The organism is Serratia sp. FDAARGOS_506 (genome assembly GCF_003812745.1).
Lineage (GTDB): Bacteria > Pseudomonadota > Gammaproteobacteria > Enterobacterales > Enterobacteriaceae > Serratia.
This window is the reverse complement of record NZ_CP033831.1, coordinates 1,601,660-1,620,770: the sequence shown is the minus strand read 5'-3', so window position 1 is coordinate 1,620,770 and position 19,111 is coordinate 1,601,660. Positions and strand designations below refer to the sequence as shown.

At 59.8% G+C, this 19,111-nt stretch carries 15 protein-coding genes, 1 tRNA gene and 1 other RNA gene; 1 reads left to right on the top strand and 16 read right to left on the bottom strand.

All coding sequences use genetic code 11. The annotated features are described in order from the left end of the window. Positions 1 to 60: 60 nt before the first annotated feature. From dppF to EGY12_RS07850, 14 genes are all read right to left on the bottom strand, one after another. The gene (dppF, locus tag EGY12_RS07915; protein ID WP_060424251.1) at positions 61 to 1,050 is read right to left on the bottom strand and encodes a dipeptide ABC transporter ATP-binding subunit DppF; all 990 of its coding nucleotides are present in this window, start codon (positions 1,048 to 1,050) and stop codon (positions 61 to 63) included. After that, a complete protein-coding gene (gene dppD / locus EGY12_RS07910; RefSeq protein ID WP_019452581.1) occupies positions 1,047 to 2,027 on the bottom strand; it encodes a dipeptide ABC transporter ATP-binding protein in 981 nt (326 codons plus the stop codon). Before dppD ends, dppF begins: the two co-directional genes overlap by 4 nt. 15 nt (positions 2,028 to 2,042) lie before the next feature. Further along, entirely contained in the window at positions 2,043 to 2,945 is a 903-nt protein-coding gene (gene dppC, locus EGY12_RS07905; RefSeq protein WP_123893072.1) for a dipeptide ABC transporter permease DppC, read from the bottom strand. Between the two features lie 11 nt (positions 2,946 to 2,956). Next, positions 2,957 to 3,976, bottom strand: coding sequence for a dipeptide ABC transporter permease DppB (gene dppB, locus EGY12_RS07900; protein ID WP_038874019.1), 1,020 nt, complete (start codon positions 3,974 to 3,976; stop codon positions 2,957 to 2,959). Positions 3,977 to 4,146: 170 nt separating this feature from the next. Next, positions 4,147 to 5,754: a dipeptide ABC transporter periplasmic-binding protein DppA gene (gene dppA, locus EGY12_RS07895; RefSeq protein WP_019452584.1), complete on the bottom strand. Its 1,608-nt coding sequence runs from the start codon at positions 5,752 to 5,754 to the stop codon at positions 4,147 to 4,149. Positions 5,755 to 6,355: 601 nt separating this feature from the next. Next, a complete protein-coding gene (locus EGY12_RS07890) occupies positions 6,356 to 8,047 on the bottom strand; it encodes a glycosyl hydrolase family 18 protein (protein ID WP_123893071.1) in 1,692 nt (563 codons plus the stop codon). 424 nt (positions 8,048 to 8,471) lie between these two features. Then, positions 8,472 to 8,600: non-coding RNA, RtT sRNA (locus EGY12_RS07885), on the bottom strand. 34 nt (positions 8,601 to 8,634) lie between these two features. After that, a tRNA-Pro gene (locus EGY12_RS07880) sits at positions 8,635 to 8,711 on the bottom strand. 120 nt (positions 8,712 to 8,831) lie between these two features. Next, positions 8,832 to 10,163 carry an MFS transporter gene (locus tag EGY12_RS07875; RefSeq protein WP_038875891.1) on the bottom strand — a complete coding sequence of 444 codons (1,332 nt, stop codon included), beginning with the start codon at positions 10,161 to 10,163 and terminating at the stop codon, positions 8,832 to 8,834. A gap of 95 nt (positions 10,164 to 10,258) precedes the next feature. Beyond that, positions 10,259 to 11,803, bottom strand: coding sequence for a signal transduction histidine-protein kinase/phosphatase UhpB (uhpB, locus tag EGY12_RS07870; protein ID WP_123893070.1), 1,545 nt, complete (start codon positions 11,801 to 11,803; stop codon positions 10,259 to 10,261). Then, on the bottom strand, positions 11,800 to 12,390 hold the full coding sequence (gene uhpA, locus EGY12_RS07865; protein WP_123893069.1) for a transcriptional regulator UhpA: 591 nt from the start codon (positions 12,388 to 12,390) through the stop codon (positions 11,800 to 11,802). Before uhpA ends, uhpB begins: the two co-directional genes overlap by 4 nt. A 118-nt stretch (positions 12,391 to 12,508) precedes the next feature. Then, positions 12,509 to 14,203, bottom strand: coding sequence for a kdo(2)-lipid A phosphoethanolamine 7''-transferase (gene eptB, locus EGY12_RS07860; protein ID WP_123893068.1), 1,695 nt, complete (start codon positions 14,201 to 14,203; stop codon positions 12,509 to 12,511). A gap of 224 nt (positions 14,204 to 14,427) precedes the next feature. Further along, positions 14,428 to 14,853 (bottom strand): organic hydroperoxide resistance protein, encoded by a 426-nt coding sequence (locus EGY12_RS07855; RefSeq protein ID WP_004934114.1) that lies wholly within the window; start codon positions 14,851 to 14,853, stop codon positions 14,428 to 14,430. 160 nt (positions 14,854 to 15,013) lie between these two features. Further along, a complete protein-coding gene (locus EGY12_RS07850; RefSeq protein WP_049202597.1) occupies positions 15,014 to 15,478 on the bottom strand; it encodes a MarR family winged helix-turn-helix transcriptional regulator in 465 nt (154 codons plus the stop codon). A 96-nt stretch (positions 15,479 to 15,574) separates the two neighbouring features. Between EGY12_RS07850 and EGY12_RS07845 the strand changes: the two genes are divergently transcribed. Beyond that, the gene (locus EGY12_RS07845) at positions 15,575 to 16,174 is read left to right on the top strand and encodes an HD domain-containing protein (protein WP_123893067.1); all 600 of its coding nucleotides are present in this window, start codon (positions 15,575 to 15,577) and stop codon (positions 16,172 to 16,174) included. Between the two features lies 1 nt (position 16,175). Here EGY12_RS07845 and EGY12_RS07840 read toward each other — a convergent pair whose 3' ends face one another. Together EGY12_RS07840 and EGY12_RS07835 are read right to left on the bottom strand one after the other, a co-directional pair. Then, on the bottom strand, positions 16,176 to 17,546 hold the full coding sequence (locus EGY12_RS07840; protein ID WP_371415428.1) for a carbohydrate porin: 1,371 nt from the start codon (positions 17,544 to 17,546) through the stop codon (positions 16,176 to 16,178). Between the two features lie 151 nt (positions 17,547 to 17,697). Next, positions 17,698 to 19,101 (bottom strand): glycoside hydrolase family 1 protein, encoded by a 1,404-nt coding sequence (locus tag EGY12_RS07835; RefSeq protein ID WP_123893066.1) that lies wholly within the window; start codon positions 19,099 to 19,101, stop codon positions 17,698 to 17,700. Between the last annotated feature and the right edge of the window lie 10 nt (positions 19,102 to 19,111).

The window sequence follows — 19,111 nt, the reverse complement described above, 5'->3', positions numbered from 1 at the left end:
GAAGAATAAAAAACGCCGGCGCTATGCCGGCGTTTGGTTTACGCGGAGAAATCCTACGCTTTACGTCCCCGGATGTTCGTCCTGATCGACCGCAAAACAGGCCACCATCTGCTCTCCGTACTGTTTCAGCTGCGGTTGCAGCTGCACGCAGGTACCGAAGGCGCGGCGGCAGCGAGCATTGAATGCGCAACCCGGCGGCGGATTCATCGGGCTGGGCAGTTCGCCGGTCAGCTTGATGCGCTCGCGGCGCATATCCGGGTTCAATCGCGGCGTCGCCGACAACAGCGCCTGAGTGTACGGATGGCGCGGATTGTTGAAGATCGCCTCTTTGCTGCCCTTTTCCACGCAGCGGCCAAGGTACATCACCATCACCTCGTCGGCGATGTGTTCCACCACCGACAGATCGTGCGAGATGAACACGTAGGACAGCCCCAGCTCCTGCTGCAGATCCATCATCAGGTTCAGCACCTGAGCGCGTACCGACACGTCCAACGCCGACACCGGCTCATCGGCGATCACCACGTCCGGGTTCAGCATCAACCCGCGGGCGATGGCGATACGCTGACGCTGGCCGCCGGAGAACATGTGCGGGTAGCGGTCGTAATGCTCGGTCTTCAGGCCGACCTTCGCCATCATCTCCAGCGCTTTTTCCCGCCGTTCGGCGGCGCTGAGCGGGGTATTGATCAACAGCGGCTCCTCGAGGATCTGCCCGACCTTCTTGCGCGGGTTGAGCGATCCGTAAGGATTCTGGAACACGATTTGGATCTTCTGGCGGCGCAGTTTCTCGGCCGAGACATCCGGCTTCAGCAGATCCTGCCCCTGATAGTACAGCTCGCCGCCTGTCGGTACTTCGATCATCGTCAGCAGACGGCCGAGCGTCGATTTGCCGCAGCCCGACTCGCCAACCACCGCCAAGGTCTTGCCACGCTCCAGGGTGAAGGAGACGCCGTCCAGCGCCTTGACCAGCCGCTCCGGCGCAAACAGGCCCTTTTTCACCGGGTAATGCTTCTTCAGGTCGATCGCCTGCAGTAAAGGTTGATTCTGGCTCATACGGTCGGCCTCCCCGCATCATCCAGCGGTGTGTGACATTTAACCTGACGGCCGGGAATGCTGCGCAGTTCCGGCTCCTCGTTACGGCAGCGCTCGTTGGCGTAGGGACAACGCGGGTTGAGCAGGCAGCCGGTCGGGCGATCGTATTTGCCCGGCACCACGCCCGGCAGCGAAGCCAGCCGCGCCTTGTCGGCGGCGAACTCCGGCAGCGCGCGCAATAGCGCCTGGGTATAAGGATGGCGCGGCGCGCGGAAAATCTCCGCCGCCTTGCCGGACTCCACCACCTGGCCGGCGTACATCACGATGATGTGGTGCGCGGCTTCCGCCACCAGCGCCAGATCGTGGGTGATCAGCACCAACGCCATGTTTTCGCGCTGCTGCAGGTCCAGCAGCAGTTCGATGATCTGCGCCTGGATGGTCACGTCGAGCGCGGTCGTCGGCTCATCGGCGATCAGCAGCTTCGGCCGACAGGCGATGGCCATGGCGATCATCACGCGCTGGCTCATGCCGCCGGAAAGCTGGTGCGGGTACACGTCCAGCCGCGAGGCCGGATCGGGAATGCCCACCTGGGTCAGCAGGTCGATAGCGCGCTGGCGGCGAGTGCGGCGGTTGCCGCCCTGATGCACCTTCAGTGCCTCCATGATCTGGTAGCCGACGGTATAGCACGGGTTCAAGCTGGTCATCGGATCCTGGAAGATCATCGCCACTTCGGAACCCACCAGCTGGCGGCGCTCCTTTTCGGAGATCTTGCGCAGATCCTGGCCGTTGAACTCCAGCTTGTCGGCCATCACCTTGCCGGGGAAATCGATCAGGCCCATGATCGCCAGCGAGCTGACGGATTTGCCGGAACCGGATTCACCGACGATGCCGACCACCTGGCCTTGATCCACGCTGTAACTGATGCGGTCTACCGCGCGGAACGGGGTGCCTTCGTCACCGAAGTGCACCGAAAGCTTGTCTACATTCAATAACGCCATCTCTCTCGTCCTCTGTTACTGCTTGAGTTTGGGGTCGAGAGCGTCACGCAAACCGTCCCCCATCAGGTTAAATGCCAGCACCGTCAGCAGGATCGCCAGGCCGGGGAAGGTCACGACCCACCAGGCACTTTGCGCGAACTGCAGCACGTCGGAGAGCATGGTGCCCCACTCTGGCGTCGGCGGTTGCGCGCCCATGCCCAGAAAGCCGAGAGCGGCCATGTCCAGAATGGCGTTCGAGAAACCGAGAGAAGCCTGAACGATCAAAGGCGCCAGGCAGTTAGGCAGAATATTGACGAACATCTGGCGCAGCGCGCCGGCGCCCGCTACCCGCGAAGCGGTGACGTAATCGCGGTTCACTTCCGCCAGCACCGCCGCACGCGTCAGACGCACATAGTGCGGTAGCGCGACAAAGGTCAGCGCCAACGAGGCGTTGACGATCGACGGCCCGAACACCGCCACCAGCACCAGCGCCAGCAGCAAGCTCGGCAGGGCCAACATGATGTCGACGACGCGCATAATCACCGCGTCCACCGCGCCACCGAAGTAACCGGCCAGCAGGCCGAGCACTACACCCATGATCAGCGACAGCACTACCACCAGACAGCCGACCAACAGCGACAGGCGTGCACCGTACATCAGGCGCGACAGCACGTCGCGGCCCACGTCGTCGGTGCCGAGGATGTATTGCCAGCTGCCGCCCTCTTGCCACACCGGCGGCTTGAGCAGCGCATCGCGGAACTGGTCCGCCGGCGCATGCGGCGCCAGCACCCCGGCGCCGAGCGCGATCACCAACATCAGAACGATATACACCAGGCCGACCACGGCCCCTTTATTGCGCTTGAAATAGTGCCAGAACTCCTGAAGCGGGGTCATCGGCTTCGGCGCACCTTTAACTGCAGACTCAGTGATTTGAGACATGAGAGCGCCCCTTATTTCTTGTGGCGAATACGCGGGTTGACCACGCCGTAGAGCACGTCTACCAGCAGGTTAACCAGAATGATCATACAGGCGACCAGTAACACCCCGCCCTGCACCACCGGATAATCGCGGCGCTGCAGCGCGTCGATCAGCCAGCGGCCCAGTCCCGGCCAGGAGAAGATGGTTTCCGTCAGAATGGCGCCGGCCAGCATGGTGCCGACCTGCAGCCCGATCACCGTCACCACCGGCAGCAACGCATTGCGCAGCGCGTGAACGACGATCACCCGCATGCGGCTAACGCCCTTGGCGCGCGCGGTGCGGATATAGTCTTCGCCCAACACTTCCAGCATCGAGGAGCGCGTCATGCGCACGATCACCGCCAGCGGGATAGTGCCCAGCACGATGGCCGGCAAAATCATGTGCATCACCGCGTCGGCAAAATCGCCCGGCTCGCCCCAGATCAGGGTGTCTATCAGCATGAAACCGGTGAGCGGATGGCTGTCGTCGAGGAATACCGTGTCGCTGATGCGCCCCGACACCGGCGTCAGGTTAAGCTGCACCGACACCAGCATGATGAGCATCATGCCCCACCAGAAAATTGGCATCGAATAGCCGGTCAGCGAGATGCCCACCGCGGTGTGATCGAACACCGAGCCGCGTTTGACCGCCGCCAGCACCCCGACCGGGATGCCTACCAGCACCGCGAAAAGCATCGCGCAGAAGCCCAGCTCCAGCGTGGCCTGAAAGCGCGGAACGAACTCGCTCCAGACGGAGATGCGGCTTTTAAGCGAGGTGCCCAGATCGCCGTGCAGCACGTTGGACACGTAGGAGAAATATTGTTGATAGAGCGGCTTGTCCAGCCCCATTTCCGCCATCAGCTGCGCGTGGCGCTCGGCGGAGATACCGCGTTCCCCGGCCATGATGGTCACCGGGTCGCCGGGGATCATATGGACGAATGCAAAAGTCAGCAACGTAATGCCGATAAACGTTGGGATAACTAACCCCAAACGTCGGAGTATGAACTGCAACATATCCCGAACTCTCTGTATCAATGCCCGGCAGCTCATCGTCCGCCAGGCTTATTAACGCTCACATGCCTTTGAACGATTCGACGGCCATACGCCGGAGACTGGTCAGCAGGGGCGCAAACCTGTTGCGCCCCTGCAAGTCCATTCGTGCGTCTCCGGTAAAGCGGTCGAAATCAGTCTACAGAGACATTCTCGAAGTGATGCTTACCAAGCGGATCCACGACGTAGCCTTTCACTTCCTTACGCACAGGCTCGTACACGGTGGAGTGTGCGACAATCAGCGCCGGAGCCTGATCGTGCATCACCACCTGCGCCTGCTTGTACAGTTCGATGCGCTTGTCGTGGTTGGATTCGGCGCGCGCCGGTTGAATCAGATCTTCAAACGGCTTGTAGCACCAGCGGGAGTAGTTGGAGCCGTCTTTCGCCGCCGCGCAGCTGAACAGAGTGGCGAAGAAGTTGTCCGGATCCCCGTTGTCGCCGGTCCAGCCCATCATCACCGTCTGGTGTTCGCCCGCTTTGGCGCGCTTGAGGTATTCACCCCACTCATAGGTCACGATTTTAGCTTTCACGCCGATCTTGGCCCAGTCGGCCTGGATCATTTCCGCCATGCGGCGTGCGTTCGGGTTGTAAGGACGCTGTACCGGCATCGCCCACAGGTCGATGCTGAAACCGTCGGCCATGCCCGCTTCTTTCAGCAGCTCTTTCGCCTTGGCCGGATCGTAAGCGTAATCCTGCACCGCGTCGTTATAGCCCCACATGGTCGGCGGGATCAGGTTCTTGGCCGCCTGGCCCGCGCCCTGATAAACCGCGTCGATGATCGCCTGCTTGTTGACCGCCATGGTCAACGCCTGGCGCACCTTCAGGTTATCCAGCGGTTTTTTCTCGACGTTGAACGACAGATACCCCACGTTCAGGCCCGGCTGCTCCATCAGGTTGATGGACTTATCTTGTTTCATGCGGGCGATGTCGGCCGGATTCGGGTATGGCATCACCTGGCATTCGTTTTTCTGCAGTTTGGCGTAACGCACGGAGGCGTCAGGCGTGATGGAGAACACCAGACGATCGATCTTCGGCTTGGTGCCCCAGAAACCGTCAAAGGCCTTGTACAGGATCTTGGAGTCTTTTTGGTATTGCAGCAGCTGGAACGGCCCGGTGCCGATCGGGTTCAGGTCGACTTTTTCCGGCGTGCCGGCTTTCATCATCACGTCGGCGTATTCGGCGGACAGGATGGACGCAAAGTCCATGCCCAGGTCAGCCAGGAACGGCGCTTCCGGACGGTTCAGCACGAAACGCACGGTGTTGTCGTCTACTTTTTCGATCTTGGCGATCAGCTTAGGCATGTCCATGCCTTCAAAGTATTCGTAACTGCCGCCGGACACTTTGTGATAGGCGTTGTTCGCATCCAACTGGCGTTCAAAGGAGAACACTACGTCGTCGGCGTTGAAATCACGCGTCGGTTTGAAGTCTTTGCTGCTCTGCCACTTCACGCCTTTGCGCAGGTGGAAGGTGTAGGTTTTGCCGTCTTCGCTGACGTCCCACTTCTCAGCCAGGCCCGGCTGCAGTTCGGTGGTGCCGATTTTGAATTCGACCAGACGGTTGTAGATCGGTACCGAGCTGGCGTCGTAGGTGGTGCCGGAGGTGAACAGCTGCGGGTTGAACCCTTCCGGGGAACCTTCAGAACAGTAAACCAACGTCTTGGCCTGAACGCTGGCCGCCACGGTCAGCGCGATCAGCCCAATGCCGAATTTCAGAACCCCCGATTTACCCAAGGAACGTGTCATCGTTAGTGCTCCATTGTGTGATGTGATGTGTGTAATTGCCGCCAGACCTGTATTTTTTATTGCGTGGCCTGTGCGATCGGCGCCCGAAGGCAGAAGGCGTAAAAGGAGAGAATGCCGGATGGAACGCATCGCGGCGGGGACGTCTGAGCGCGTGGAATTCACTCAAACAACTCTCGCTCTTACCCCTGAGGCTATCAAGTTGCCAACTGTTTGGGGTGTCGTCAATATAACCAGTGGGGATTTACGCAGACTGTGAGAAACAGCAAACAAACATAAAAAAAACCTTTTGTTAACAGTTCCAGCATGAAAATTTATGCTAAGCGGTCATTTTTAGCGCATTGGTCTGACCCTCACAAACTTACTGGTTTTTAACTCCGTTAAAAAACGCCAAAACTTTGTTGCTGAATGATGAATATCTGAACGGTTATTTTTGTGATCGCCGTTAAAGACAGGAGGAAATGCTGAAGGATTACCCAAAAGGGTGAGTCCGATGGCCGCGTTTTGCTCCGGCTAGGGCCACAATCTGTGCGGCGTAAAAAAACTTTCGGCGGTGAAAAAGCCGGGGGCGAAAGGATATCCCCCGGCAACGCACTGCAACCGATTATTGAACGCCGGCGCTGTTGCCCAGGCTGGCGTTCATGTTGTTGAGAATATCGCCGTTGTCCGCATCGATCTCCCAGGAGAACAGGCCGCCCAACTGCTTATCCAGCACGTACTTGCCTTTGGCCTGCACCGAGCGGGCATCGTCGAAGGTGATCAGATCGCCGGTGGAAGGCTTGAACACATAAGGCGCTTCCGCCGTGGCATCGTAGGTGTATTGCCACTCGCCGCTCATGAACTGGCTGGCGATTTGGCGGTAGTCCACGATGCCGTTCTCCCAGGTGCCTTTAACCGGCCCGGTGGCGGTGCCGGTAAACGGAATATTGTTCTGGTAGCCGTTCACCCCGGTCCAACCGCGGCCATACATGGCGGTGCCGACCACGATCTTGCCCGGCTTGACGCCCTGCGCCAGCAGCGCATTGACGCCGTTCACCGTGGTGTAGGCAGTGTCCGGTTTCCAGGCCGGCGCATTCAGCGCGGTCTGATGCCCCAGGTTCTTCAGATCGAAGGCGCCGTAGAAGTCGTAGCTCATCAGGAAGATGTGATCCATCGAGTTCTGCGCGACGTTGTAAGCCACTTTGTCGATCTTATCCTTGCCGGCGCTGATGGCGGAGGTCAGCTCATACTTGCGGCCGGTTTCCGCCGACAGCTGATCCAGCATCGTCCGCAGCTCCTGCATCAACAGCACATAGGTTTCCCCGTCCTGCGGGCTGCCCAGGTTCGGGTTGGCGCCTTTGCCGCCCGGGAACTCCCAGTCGATGTCCACGCCGTCGAAGAACTTCCAGGTCTGCAGGAACTCTTTCACCGAGCCGACGAAGCGATCGCGCTTCACCTTGTCGCCCATGAAGAAGAACGGGTCAGACAGCGTCCAGCCGCCGATCGACGGCAGGATTTTCAGGTCAGGACGCGCCTGCTTCAGCGCCATCAGCTGGCCGAAGTTGCCCTTGTAGGGGTCATCCCAGGCGGTCACGCCCTTCTGCGCTTTTTGCAGCGCGGCGAACGGATCGTGGATCGAGACTTTGAAGTCCTCGCGGCCCTGACAGGATCGCTGCAATGCCTGGAAACTGCCTTCGATCTCTTTCAGGCTGTCGTTGATGCCGTTGCCGCCGCAGATCGGGATAAAGCCGTACAGCAGGTGGGTCAGGTTTTGCGCCGGGATCTTGTCGACGGTGAAATTGCGCCCGTAAACGCCCCACTCGACGAAATAAGAACCGACGACTTTGCCGGAGTTTTGTTTATAAGGTTTGTTCTTTTCCAGCAGCGGCTCTTTCAACGGCGCCAAATGGCTGCCGTCGGTGTCGGCCACCACAATTTCGGTGGCGTCGCTGGCGGTGCAGCCGTCGGCATTGCACAGCGCCACCTGCATTTGATAACGGCCGCCTTTATTCACTTTAAAATTCGCCGTACCGGAAGAACCGGTTGAAGGGCCGCTCCACGCCTCTTTGCCATTTAATAAAATTTTTGCCGTCGTGCCCGCATCGCCATTCCATAAATTCCAGGAAACCGAAACGTCGGCGGCATTTTTTACCTTCACCAGATTATTATAAGCGGTGGCCGCTTGATCGACTTCGACGATAGCGAACTTGGTGTTGCCCCAGGCGATGGTCGGCTTGCCCGGCGCGGCGGCCTGCGCAGCGGAACACAGCGTGCTGCCGATCAACAGCGCCAACAGCGGTTTATTAAATTTGCGCATAACTGATTCCTTTATTCCGAGAGGATAAACATAAAAGAGTTAATCGTCGTTGCGCATTGCCGGAGCAAAATGATCCCGCAATAATCCACGAAGATTAACGTTAATAAATAATCACGGTATTTCCCACGCGGCGGGAATAAGAGTCCCCGCGTTGTCCATTCAGACTATAGGTAAAAAAAACGTGAAAACAAGAGCGCTATCAACCGGGTTTTATTTGGCAAGCATGAATTTATTTAAATATGAGAAAAACAGCCTAATGGGAATAAGGAATGTGAATTAATTAAGCATAAAGGATAAATATATTTCACAAGGACGGCGGATTGACGCACGCTATAAAGCGAAGCTGACAATTGTCGGAGGAGGCACTCATTCTCATAAACGACGGGCGAAAAAAAACCTGCTTTAAAAGCAGGTTTTTCGAATGTGGTCGGCGAGAGAGGATTACGCGCATCTCTGATGCGCGCCCTACGGGCCGTTGCTAAAGCAACGTTGTCTCGCTCCGCGAGGCTCGAACCTCCTGCGGAGGTACTCATCCTCATAAACGACGGGCGAAAAAAAACCTGCTTTAAAAGCAGGTTTTTCGAATGTGGTCGGCGAGAGAGGATTCGAACCTCCGACCCACTGGTCCCAAACCAGTTGCGCTACCAAGCTGCGCTACTCGCCGATGCGGGGCGCATCTTACTGCTGGCGGTTATAGGCGTCAATCACTTTTTTGCCCCTGCATTTCAAGTGGTGATAAAAGCGCCAGAATACGCTGCGCCGGGGGTTGCGCAGCGCATTTTACTCAGGCGTTGGCAGTTTTCAGCGCCGGCGTCTGCGCACGCAGGAACGGCAGCAGGAACAGCGCCGACAGGCAGGCGGCGATGGAAATCACCACGAAGAAGCCGTTCCAATGCCAGATCTCCATCACCCGTGCAATCGGGTAGCCGGACAGCGCCGCGCCCAGGTAGGCGAACAGGCCGACGAAACCGGTCGCCGCGCCCGCCGCATCCTTGTGCGAGCACTCCGCCGCCGCCATGCCGATCAGCATCTGCGGGCCGAAGATGAAAAAGCCGATGGCGAAGAAGCAGCAGGCCTGCAGCAGGTAGGTCACGCCCGGCATCAGCCACAGCGCCGCCACCGACAGGAAGATACCGATGGCGAAGATCAGGTTCATCGGGCCGCGGTTGCCGCGGAACAGTTTGTCGGAGCCCCAACCGGCCACCAGCGAACCGATAAAGCCGCCCACCTCAAACAGCGAGATGGCCGAGTTGGCGGTCATCAGCGAATAGCCCTTTTCCTGCGTCAGGTAGAGGTTGCCCCAGTCGTTGATCGCGGTGCGCACGATGTACACCAGCACGTAGGAGACCGCCAGCAGCCAGATGTACTTGTTGGTCAGCACATAGCGTTTGATGATCTCGCGGTTGCTCAGCCCCTGGCCTTCCGATTCCTGCACCAGCTCCATGGCGTCGTTGCGCCATTTGCCGACGCTCGGCAGCCCCAGAGTGGATGGCTTGTCGCGCAGGCGCCAGCACATCAGCAGCCCCAACACCACGCCGATGATGCCGGGAATGATCATGCCGTAACGCCAGCTGAAGTGCAGCGAGATAAAGCCCACCAGCAGCGGGATCAGCGCGCCGCCGACGTTGTGCGAGGTGTTCCAGATCGCCCACCAGCTGCCGCGCTCGGAGCGCGAATACCAGCTGGTGAGGATTTTGGAGCACGGCGGCCAGCCCCAGCCCTGGAAGAAGGCGTTGAGGATCCACAGCGTACCCAGCATCAGCAGCGACGAACTGAGGCCGAAGAAGATATTCAGCACCCCGGTCATGATCAGGCCCAGCCCCATAAAGTAACGCGGGTTGGAGCGATCGCTGATCATGCCGGAAATGAATTTCGAGCAGCCGTAGGTGATGTAGAACAGCGTACCGAGGATGCCGACGTCGGACATCGTCAGGCCCAGATCGCTCAGCATCGCCGGCATGATGAAGTTGAAGCTTTTGCGCGTGAAGTAAAACGCGGCGTAGCCGATGTACATGGTGCACATCAGCTGGATGCGCCAGTATTTGTAGCTGGCGTCGATCTGCCGCTGATCGGTGACCTGCGGCGCGTCCGAGCGGCTTTTAAGGAAAGACCACATGTGGAACCTCAGAGGATTGAATAAAGTGCCGCTATGATGCTCCTCGCGCGCGCGGGAGGCTTACGCCGGATTCCCGACGCAGCTAGGAGTTTTTCCTAGTTTTGCGCTTGCGTCGGTGAAACTGTGGGCAAGATCACACTCAAACAGGCGCCCCGTTCAGCGGTGAACCGCAGGCTGCCGCCGAGGGCGCTGATGCGCTCCTGCATGCCGCGCAGGCCGTATCCTGGCTGATGCTTGTCTGCATCGAAGCCCACGCCGTTGTCGCGGATGGTCAGGGCGATCAGCGGCGCGGCGCCTTTGCGCGGCTGCAGGCGCGCGTCCAGCTCCAGGCGGCTGGCGCCGGCGTGGCGGCACACATTGGTCACCCCTTCCTGGCACACTCGGTAAAGCGTGATTTTCAGCGTTTCATCCAGCAGCTCGTCCGGCACCTGCCATTGCAGGCTGCTCACCAGCGACGCGTCCTGCGGCAGCGACTCCCGCAGCATCGCCGCCACCGCCGCCGACAGCGGCAGGTTGTTCAGCGCCGCCGGCCACAGCTGGGTCAGCACATCGTGCACCCCGTCGTAGACCCGCAGCGCCAACGCATCGATGGCGTCGGCGCAGCCGATCACCGCCGGCTCCGGCGCCAGGCGTTTGACGATGCTGGCCTGGGTGCGAATAACGGTGATGGTCTGCCCCACCTCATCGTGCAGCTCGCGCGCCACCTCGCGCCGGGTTTGCTCCTCCGCCGTCACCAGCGCCCGCGCCAGCTGGCGGTTCTCCGCCAGCCGCAGCCGCAGCTGCTGATTCAGCTCGCGCTGGCGCTGAATGCCGGCCCCCAACAGCAGCCCGGTCAGGCTTTGAGCCAGCAGCGAGAGCAGCAGATCGCGGTGCGACTCGGGCTGCGGCGGCTCGTTGACCATCAGCGCCACGCCGTTGAGCAGCGTCGCCAACAGCGCGCCCTGCCAGCCATAGCGGTAAGACATGAACACGATGGGAATGGCCAGGCAGAACGGTGCGAAACGGCGCAGCTCGGCGGCGTTCACCTGCTGCTGCAGCCAGATGCTGAATGCAAACAGCAGCAGATAGCTGGCCAGGTGGCCCAGGCGCAGTTCCACCGGCTTGTGGATCAGCCCCGGCTCCAGCGGCACCCAGATTTGGCGCGCCAGATAATGCCACAACAGCAGGCAGGTCGGCGCGATGGTGAAACCGCCGGTCAGGCCGAGCAGCAGCGCGCGGGCGCCTTCGCCGCTCACCAGCTGCCACACCAGCGCCTGCAGCAAGGCGGCGGCAGCCACCACCGCGCCCTGCAACAGCGGCCAGCGCCATTCGCTGTCGCTCTGTTGATGGCGCAACAGCCACGGCGAGGCCAGCAGGCTGAGCAGCACCGTCAACACCAGCACCGCCACCGATGCCCACAGCGCCGGGCCGTAGCCGAACTGGTCCGCCAGCAGCGCCATCAGCAACAGATCGGCCAGCAGGATCCCCGGCCAGAAACGGTACGGGCTCTGCAGCAAAATGCCCATGCGCAGGCCGAATGGGAACAGCAACAGCGCTTGCCAGGGTGGATCGATCAGCGCGGTGCCGATGCCCCACAGGCAAAACGCGCTGGCGGCATAGATGAAAAACAGCGCCAGCTGGGTGATCAGACGCTGTGTCACAGGTTCAACATCCGTCTGGCCAGCTCAACGTTATTGTTGATGCCCAGCTTGGCGAACAGGTTGGCGCGATGCACGTGCACCGTCTTCGGCGACAGCCCCAAGGCGGTGGCGATCTCGCGCACCTCCTGGCCCTGCGCCAGCAATAGCGCGATTTCGCGCTCGCGGCGGGTCAGCGGATCCACCTTCACCCGCGCCAGCTGCTGCGCGATTTCCGGCATCAGGTAGACGCCGCCGCCGGCGACGGTGCGCACTGCGGTGATCAGATCTTCCGGCTTGCAGCGCTTGGAGAGGAAGCCGCTGGCGCCGCGTTCCAGCGCCATTTCCACCAGCGCCGGGTTGTCGTGCATCGACAGCATCACCACGCGGATGCCGGAGGGAATGTCCGCCAGCAGATCCAGCCCGCTGCCGTCCGGCATCGAAATGTCGCAGATGCAGATTTCCGCCTCCAGCCCCGGCAGGCCGGCGCGCGCCTGCGCCGCGCTGCTGAACTCGCCCACTACCTGAATATCGGCCTCCAGCGACAGCAGCTGCACAAAGCCCGAGCGCACAATGTCATGATCGTCGATAAACGCCACGCGCAGGGTCATGGAAATCTCCGGTTAGAGGGGAAGTGCGCAAGTATACCTTATGCACACACCGGAATAATTGATGAAGAGAATGTATTGGGTGAAATTACCGGGTGCACGAGGCACCCGGCGGGAGGGATTACAGGCGAGCGGGCGCCGTTTTATGCTGTGGGAGATGGCACCAGTTGTTTTTATCCACGATGCCGCCGTTCGGCGAGGTGTAGCCGAGGCAACCGAGGAGGGTGTCGAACAGCTCGACGTGGCGATGCGTTTTGCCGATGCGCTGCTGCGCCTGCAGCTGTTCAAACGCGCTGAGGTGCTGCGGGTTTTCGAGGAATTTGTCCGATGCCCACACCATCATCGGCACGCGGAACTGCTCCGGCGGCGCCATTTCGCGCGGCGTGCCGTGCAGGTGCGTATTTTCGCCGATCGATTCGCCGTGATCGGCGGCATAGAATACGATGGCCTTCTTGTCGCGCACCTGATCGATCACATTACTGATAAAGCTGTCGGTGTACAGCACCGTATTGTCGAACGCGTTGATCAGCTGCGCCTTGGTGCAGGAATCGTCCACCCCCATGCACTCCGGCTGATAGCGCGCATAGCTGCGCGGGTAACGCTGCGAGTACAGGTAGTGCGAGCCTTTGGTGTGCAGGATCACCAGATGCTTGCCTTTCGGATAGCGCGCCAGCGATTCCTTCATTTCGTCCACCAGCAGCATGTCATCGACCGCTTTGCCGTCGTTGCGCTTCTCGGATGCAATCATCTCGCGGAATGCATAGTTGTCCACCTCGGTGTTGTTGTAGAACCACACCTCGCTCTGCATAGCGAACAATTCGGAAGAGAAGCCCAGCTCTTTCAGCACCGCGAACACGTTCTGCTCTTTCAACGTGCGCTGCGGGTTATCCTCGGTGCCGCCTTCACGCACGAACATGCAGCGCAGCGACAGTTTGGTGGCGGTATCGCACGACTCGCCGCGGAACGCCACCAGGTTCTTCTCTTTCGACAGCCGCGGCGTGGTATCGCGCTCGTAGCCCAGCATCCCCATGTGATCCCAGCGCGTGGTCTCACCAATGATGAACACCACGTAGGTATCGTCGATATCCGTTGGCGGTACATAGGTGAAGTGTTTGCCCGGATCGAACATCGTGCTCTGATCCTGGCTTTCGTCATAACGGGTATAGGCGAACAGCCCCAGCGCCGACAGCCAGTTGGACGGCAGATAAGAGTGCGCCACCACGCCGCCGTAGCTCGGCAGATCGACGTTGGCAAGTTTCTCCTGCACGCTCTGCTCGTCGTCCAGCATGCGCAGCGGCAGCCAGACCAACGCCACTACCGCCAACAGCACCAGCAGTGGCTTGATGCGGTGGCCGGGGGTTTTCAGCTGTTCGATCAAAGTGTAACGCAGGCTGTTTTTCCAAATCAGCAGTAGCGGCAAGGCGCTGAGCGCCGCCATCCACAACACGAAGTGCAGACCAACCACTTCTTTCGACAGGTCGATATCGGTGGTCATCACCGACACCACGATGCCATAACCGATGACCACGTTGAAAAACGTCATGTAGTAGCTGGCGGCAACCGAAATCAGCACCAGCAGCGAAGCGACGATGCGATAAAACAGGCGGCCGCCGAGCGACACCAATCGCATGATAAAGAAAGTGAATAAAACGATGGCGATCACTTCCGTCACCGCCGAAATAAGCTTAATCCCCTGAATGCCGTGCGCAAGCGAGTCAAAACGGCGGTAAAAAACGGACAGGTTTAAAAAAATGCCGATATAGATCGCTAACAATAACGATAAATTCTGCTGTGATAGCGATTTTATTTTGTTCATGTAGTGCGGTGGCTCCGGAGGGCGATAGCAGTTCTGAGTTTTTCAGACAGTCAATGCGACTGCTGGTTCAGCCAACCGGCAATAAGCGTGGTTTTACAGGTAACAATCAAGAGAATTCTCACAAAACAGGTTTTTTTTACCCTGTTGTGTGAACTATGGGCGGGTGGACAAAACAAGAAATGGAGGGAAACCCCTCCATTTTTCCAGAGCGTCGGCGAAAACCGTTATTTCACGTTCAACGTCACGTCGATATTGCCACGGGTGGCGTTGGAGTATGGGCACACCACGTGCGCCTTTTTCACCAGATCTTCCGCCACGCTGCGCTCGATGCCCGGCAGCGAGATATCCAGCTGCACTTCGATGCCGAAACCGTTCGGGATCTCACCGATGCCGACGGTGCCGTCGATCTTGGCTTCGGCCGGGATTTTGACCTTTTCTTTTGCCGCAACAAACTTCAGCGCGCCGAGGAAGCAGGCCGAGTAACCGGCGGCGAACAGCTGCTCAGGGTTGGTGACTTCGCCGCCGGCGCCGCCCATCTCTTTCGGCACGCCCAGTTTCACGTCCAACACGCCGTCGGAGGAGGTCGCACGGCCGTCGCGGCCGCCGGTTGCGGTGGCGTGAGCGCGGTAAACCACTTTCTCAATAGACATCGTTCATTCCTTCTTGCTGGTTGGCGAGATGACTACGGCTTCCACGAGGTAAAGCCGGTCACATATTTATCTTTTGCGATTAAATCGTGCACTACTTATTTTTGACACTTATTAACCAGTGTAGACCACCCGCGCCGTTTTTGCGTCCGGCGGCGGTAGGTCAAATCTGATCGATCAGGCTGCCGCGCAGCTTTTCCAGCTGCTGTTTGAGCGAGACGATCTCGTCCAGGCTGCAGTCGGTGGCGCACATCACCGCTTCGGGCACCGATTGCGCCCGCTCGCGCAGCGCGCGGCCGGCTTCGGTCAGGGCGATGATCACCTGCCGCTCGTCGGTGGTGGCGCGATAACGCACCAGCAAACCGGCGGTTTCCAACCGCTTCAGCAACGGCGTCAGCGTGGCGGAATCGAGGAACAGACGCTCACCGATATCCGATACCGTCACCCGATCGCGTTCCCACAGCACCATCATCACCAGATATTGCGGGTAGGTGAGTTCGAGCTGACTCAACAGCTTGCGATAGACTTTGTGCAGCGCCAGGTTGGCGGAATACAGCGCGAAACAAAGCTGCTGATCGAGCTGCAGCAGGTTCTTCGCCTTGGGTTGTTCGGTCTCGGTGCTTTTCATGCATGTGAATATAGATAGCGCACGATGTAATCGCAAGCTATTTCTTGTGAGGTATGCTACATTTTTTCATGCAGAGGATGCTCGGAGGGAAAGGAAATGACGAACACGCTTGAAGAACGCGCGCGCCGCTACGCCACCAAGGCGCATGCTGCCATCGATCAGCGCCGCAAATACACCAACGACCCCTATATTGTCCACCCGCAGGCGGTGATGGAGCTGGTGCGCAGCGTACCGCACACCGAAGAGATGCTGGCGGCCGCCTGGCTGCATGACACGGTGGAAGACACGCCCACCACCCTCGGCGATATCGACAGCCATTTCGGGCCGAAGGTGGCAGAGCTGGTGCGGATGCTAACCAACGTCAGCCACGCCGAGGACGGCAACCGCTTCGAGCGTAAAAACCGCGATCGGCGCCACAGCGCCGGCGCGTCGCCGCAGGCCAAAACCATCAAGCTGGCGGATCTGATCGACAACACCCGCTCGCTGCTGGACTACGACAGCCACTTCGCCCAGACCTACCTGATCGAGAAACAGCGCCTGCTGGAGGTGCTGACCGAAGGCGACCCGACGCTGTGGCGCCAGGCCAGCCATATCGTTGAACAGGGGCTGCTCAGGTTGCAACAGCCGCCGCACAACGTCCCCGCCAGCTGGTTCGAACACGCCCGCCGGCGCTACCGCGAGAGCGACGCGGCCTGATTCAGAAGGTCACCACCGTTTTCAACGCCGTCACCCAGGCGTCCTGCGTCTCACTGACGCCCGCCGGGTGATGCCAGTACTGCAGGCCCGGCTGCAGCTGCAGCCACGGCGTGACGTTAACGCGGTAATAGAGCTCCGCCGTCACCGAATGGCCCGGCACCGGCCGGTAGTTCGGATCGTGATAATCGCTGATGCCGCTCATCTGGTTGAGATAACGCTGATTGTCTTTGTAGCGGTCACTCAGCTTCACCACCGAGACGCCGAGCCCCAGCCAGTCGTCCGGCCGCGCATCGAACAGCCCGCGATAGCGAATGCCGGTCGAAGTGGACCAGTGCAGGTAGTTGCTGCGCTGATCTCCCAGCCCCAGGCTGTAAAACACGCTCAGACCGCGGTTGACGTCGTCCGCATGGCGCGTTACCTGCTGGTTGAAGCCGGTATACAGGAACCAGGTGCGATCGTGGCTGCGATAACCCTGCGGATCGCTGGCACCCGGCCCGCCGGATACTCCTTCATAGAGATCGCTCTGGCGCGCGTTGGTGAACAGCACGCCCAGGTTATACACCCCCGGCAGCTGGTTGACGGCATGGGTTTTCAGCTCCAGCTCCATCGGCAACAGGAAGCCTTTGCTGCCCTTGGTGGACCAGCTCCAGGCGTGGCTGCGGCTGGGGGCGCTCGGGTTCTGCTCCATCACGCCGCCCTTGAGCGTCAGGCCGTCGGTCAGCTTGTATTGCAGCGTGGTGCCCCAGTAATGCACGTTCCAGTTGTACCAGGTCAACGAGTTGGCAGACTTGCCGCCGCACAGCGTCAGCGTCTGAAAATCGCAGGGGATGATCTGATCGAAATCCTGCACCTTGTTCATCATGCCGATGCGCCACTGCAGCCGGCTGTCGAGGAAGGAACGGCTGAAGGTCAACCAGCCCAGGCGGGTAATCGACTGCCCGCCAAAACTCTCCTGCGACAGATCGGTCAGGCCGACGCGCGGATCCTGCAAGCGATCGCGGGTCAGGTTGTTGTCATGGTTGCGGTTGACGATATTGCCTTCGATCGCCGCGTCCGGAATGCCGGTCAGCGCCTGCAAGTCCTGGCTGAAGGTCAGCGAGAATTGGTCGATGTACGACGCCTGTTTATCGTGGTTATAACCACCGCCGGCGTTATACGACAGCTGGCTGAGGTAGCCGAGATTATAGTGGAAGCCGTGATCCTCCAGGATCGGCCTGATCCCCAGCATATCCCCTAACAGCCCGGGCTGCGGCGGCTCAAAGCCGAGCGCCACCCCTTCCCATTTGGCGGTGGGGGCTTCGACGTCCTTGCCGGTTTGCAGCGTTTCCGCCTGTGCCTGGCTACAGAGCAGCGCCAGCGCCGCCAGGGTCATGGAACGAGGTAATAAGCTTTTCATCATTATTATATTTCTCCGCATAACGGCTGACTGCGGGCAACAGCATTCCCTGGGAGAGAATTTCCCATCATGAACAGCAGCGAATAAGGTTAGGTTAACGCCCGGCGCTTGCCGCCGGGCTTAGAGGTTAGCGCCGGTCTTTCAGGCTGGCGCCGTTGCTGTGGATCACATCGCGATACCAGTAGAAACTCTTCTTGCGGCGGCGCTCAAGGCTACCGTTGCCGGCGTCGTCCCTGTCGACGTGAATGAAGCCGTAGCGCTTCGACATTTCCGCCTTCGAGGCGCTGACCAGATCGATCGGCCCCCAGCTGGTGTAGCCCAGCACCTCGACGCCGTCGTCGATCGCTTCCGCCACCTGCACCAGATGGTCATTGAGGTAGTTAATGCGGTAGTCGTCGTGGATGCTGCCGTCGGCCTCGACGCGATCTTTGGCGCCCAGCCCGTTCTCGACGATGAACAGCGGCTTCTGATAGCGGTCGTACAGCACGTTGAGCAGGTAGCGCAGCCCGATCGGATCGATTTGCCACCCCCACTCCGAGCTGGCCAGATGCGGGTTCGGCACCATATCGAGGATGTTGCCACGCGCCGTTTCATACTGCGCCGGGTCGGCGGTGACGCAGCCGCTCATGTAGTAGCTGAACGAGATGAAGTCGATGGTTTCGCGCAGCGTTTGCCGATCTTCCTCGGTGATCGTCACCTGGATACCGTTTTCACGGAAGAAGCGCTGCATGTAGGCCGGGTAATAGCCGCGCGCCTGCACGTCGCCGAAGAACAACCAGTCGCGGTTTTGCCGCTGAGTTTCCAGCAGATCTTCCGGCTTGCAGCTCAGCGGATACAGAATGCCGCCCAGCAGCATGTTGCCGATTTTGCCCTCCGGCACGATCTCGTGACAGGCCTTCACCGCTCTGGCGCTGGCCACCAGCTGATGATGGATCGCCTGATAGATGGCGCTCTTGTCGCTCTCCTGCGGCAGGCCGACGCCGGTGAAGGGCGCGTGCAGCGACATGTTGATTTCGTTGAAGGTCAGCCAGTGTTTGACCTTGTGCTTGTAGCGTTCGAACACGGTGCGCGCATAGCGCTCGAAGAAATCGATGGTGCGCCGATCGCCCCAACCGCCGTAGTGCTTCACCAGGCCGTAAGGCATCTCATAGTGCGACAGCGTGATCAGCGGCTGAATGCCATACTTCGCCATCTCGTCGAACAGCCGATCGTAAAACGCCAGCCCGGCTTCGTTCGGCGCCTCCTCGTCACCCTGCGGGAAAATGCGCGTCCAGGCGATCGAGGTACGTAGACACTTGAAGCCCATTTCGGCGAACAGCGCGATGTCCTCCGGATAGCGGTGATAGAAATCGATCGCTACGTCCTTGATGCCGCTGTCGCCCGCCGTGCGCGGCGTAATGGCGCCGAAGATGCCCTGCGGCTGCAGATCGGAGGTCGACAACCCCTTGCCGTCGGCCTGATATGCGCCTTCTACCTGGTTCGCCGCTACCGCGCCGCCCCACAGAAAATGTTGCGGAAACTTGCCGTTCATCGCTTGCTCC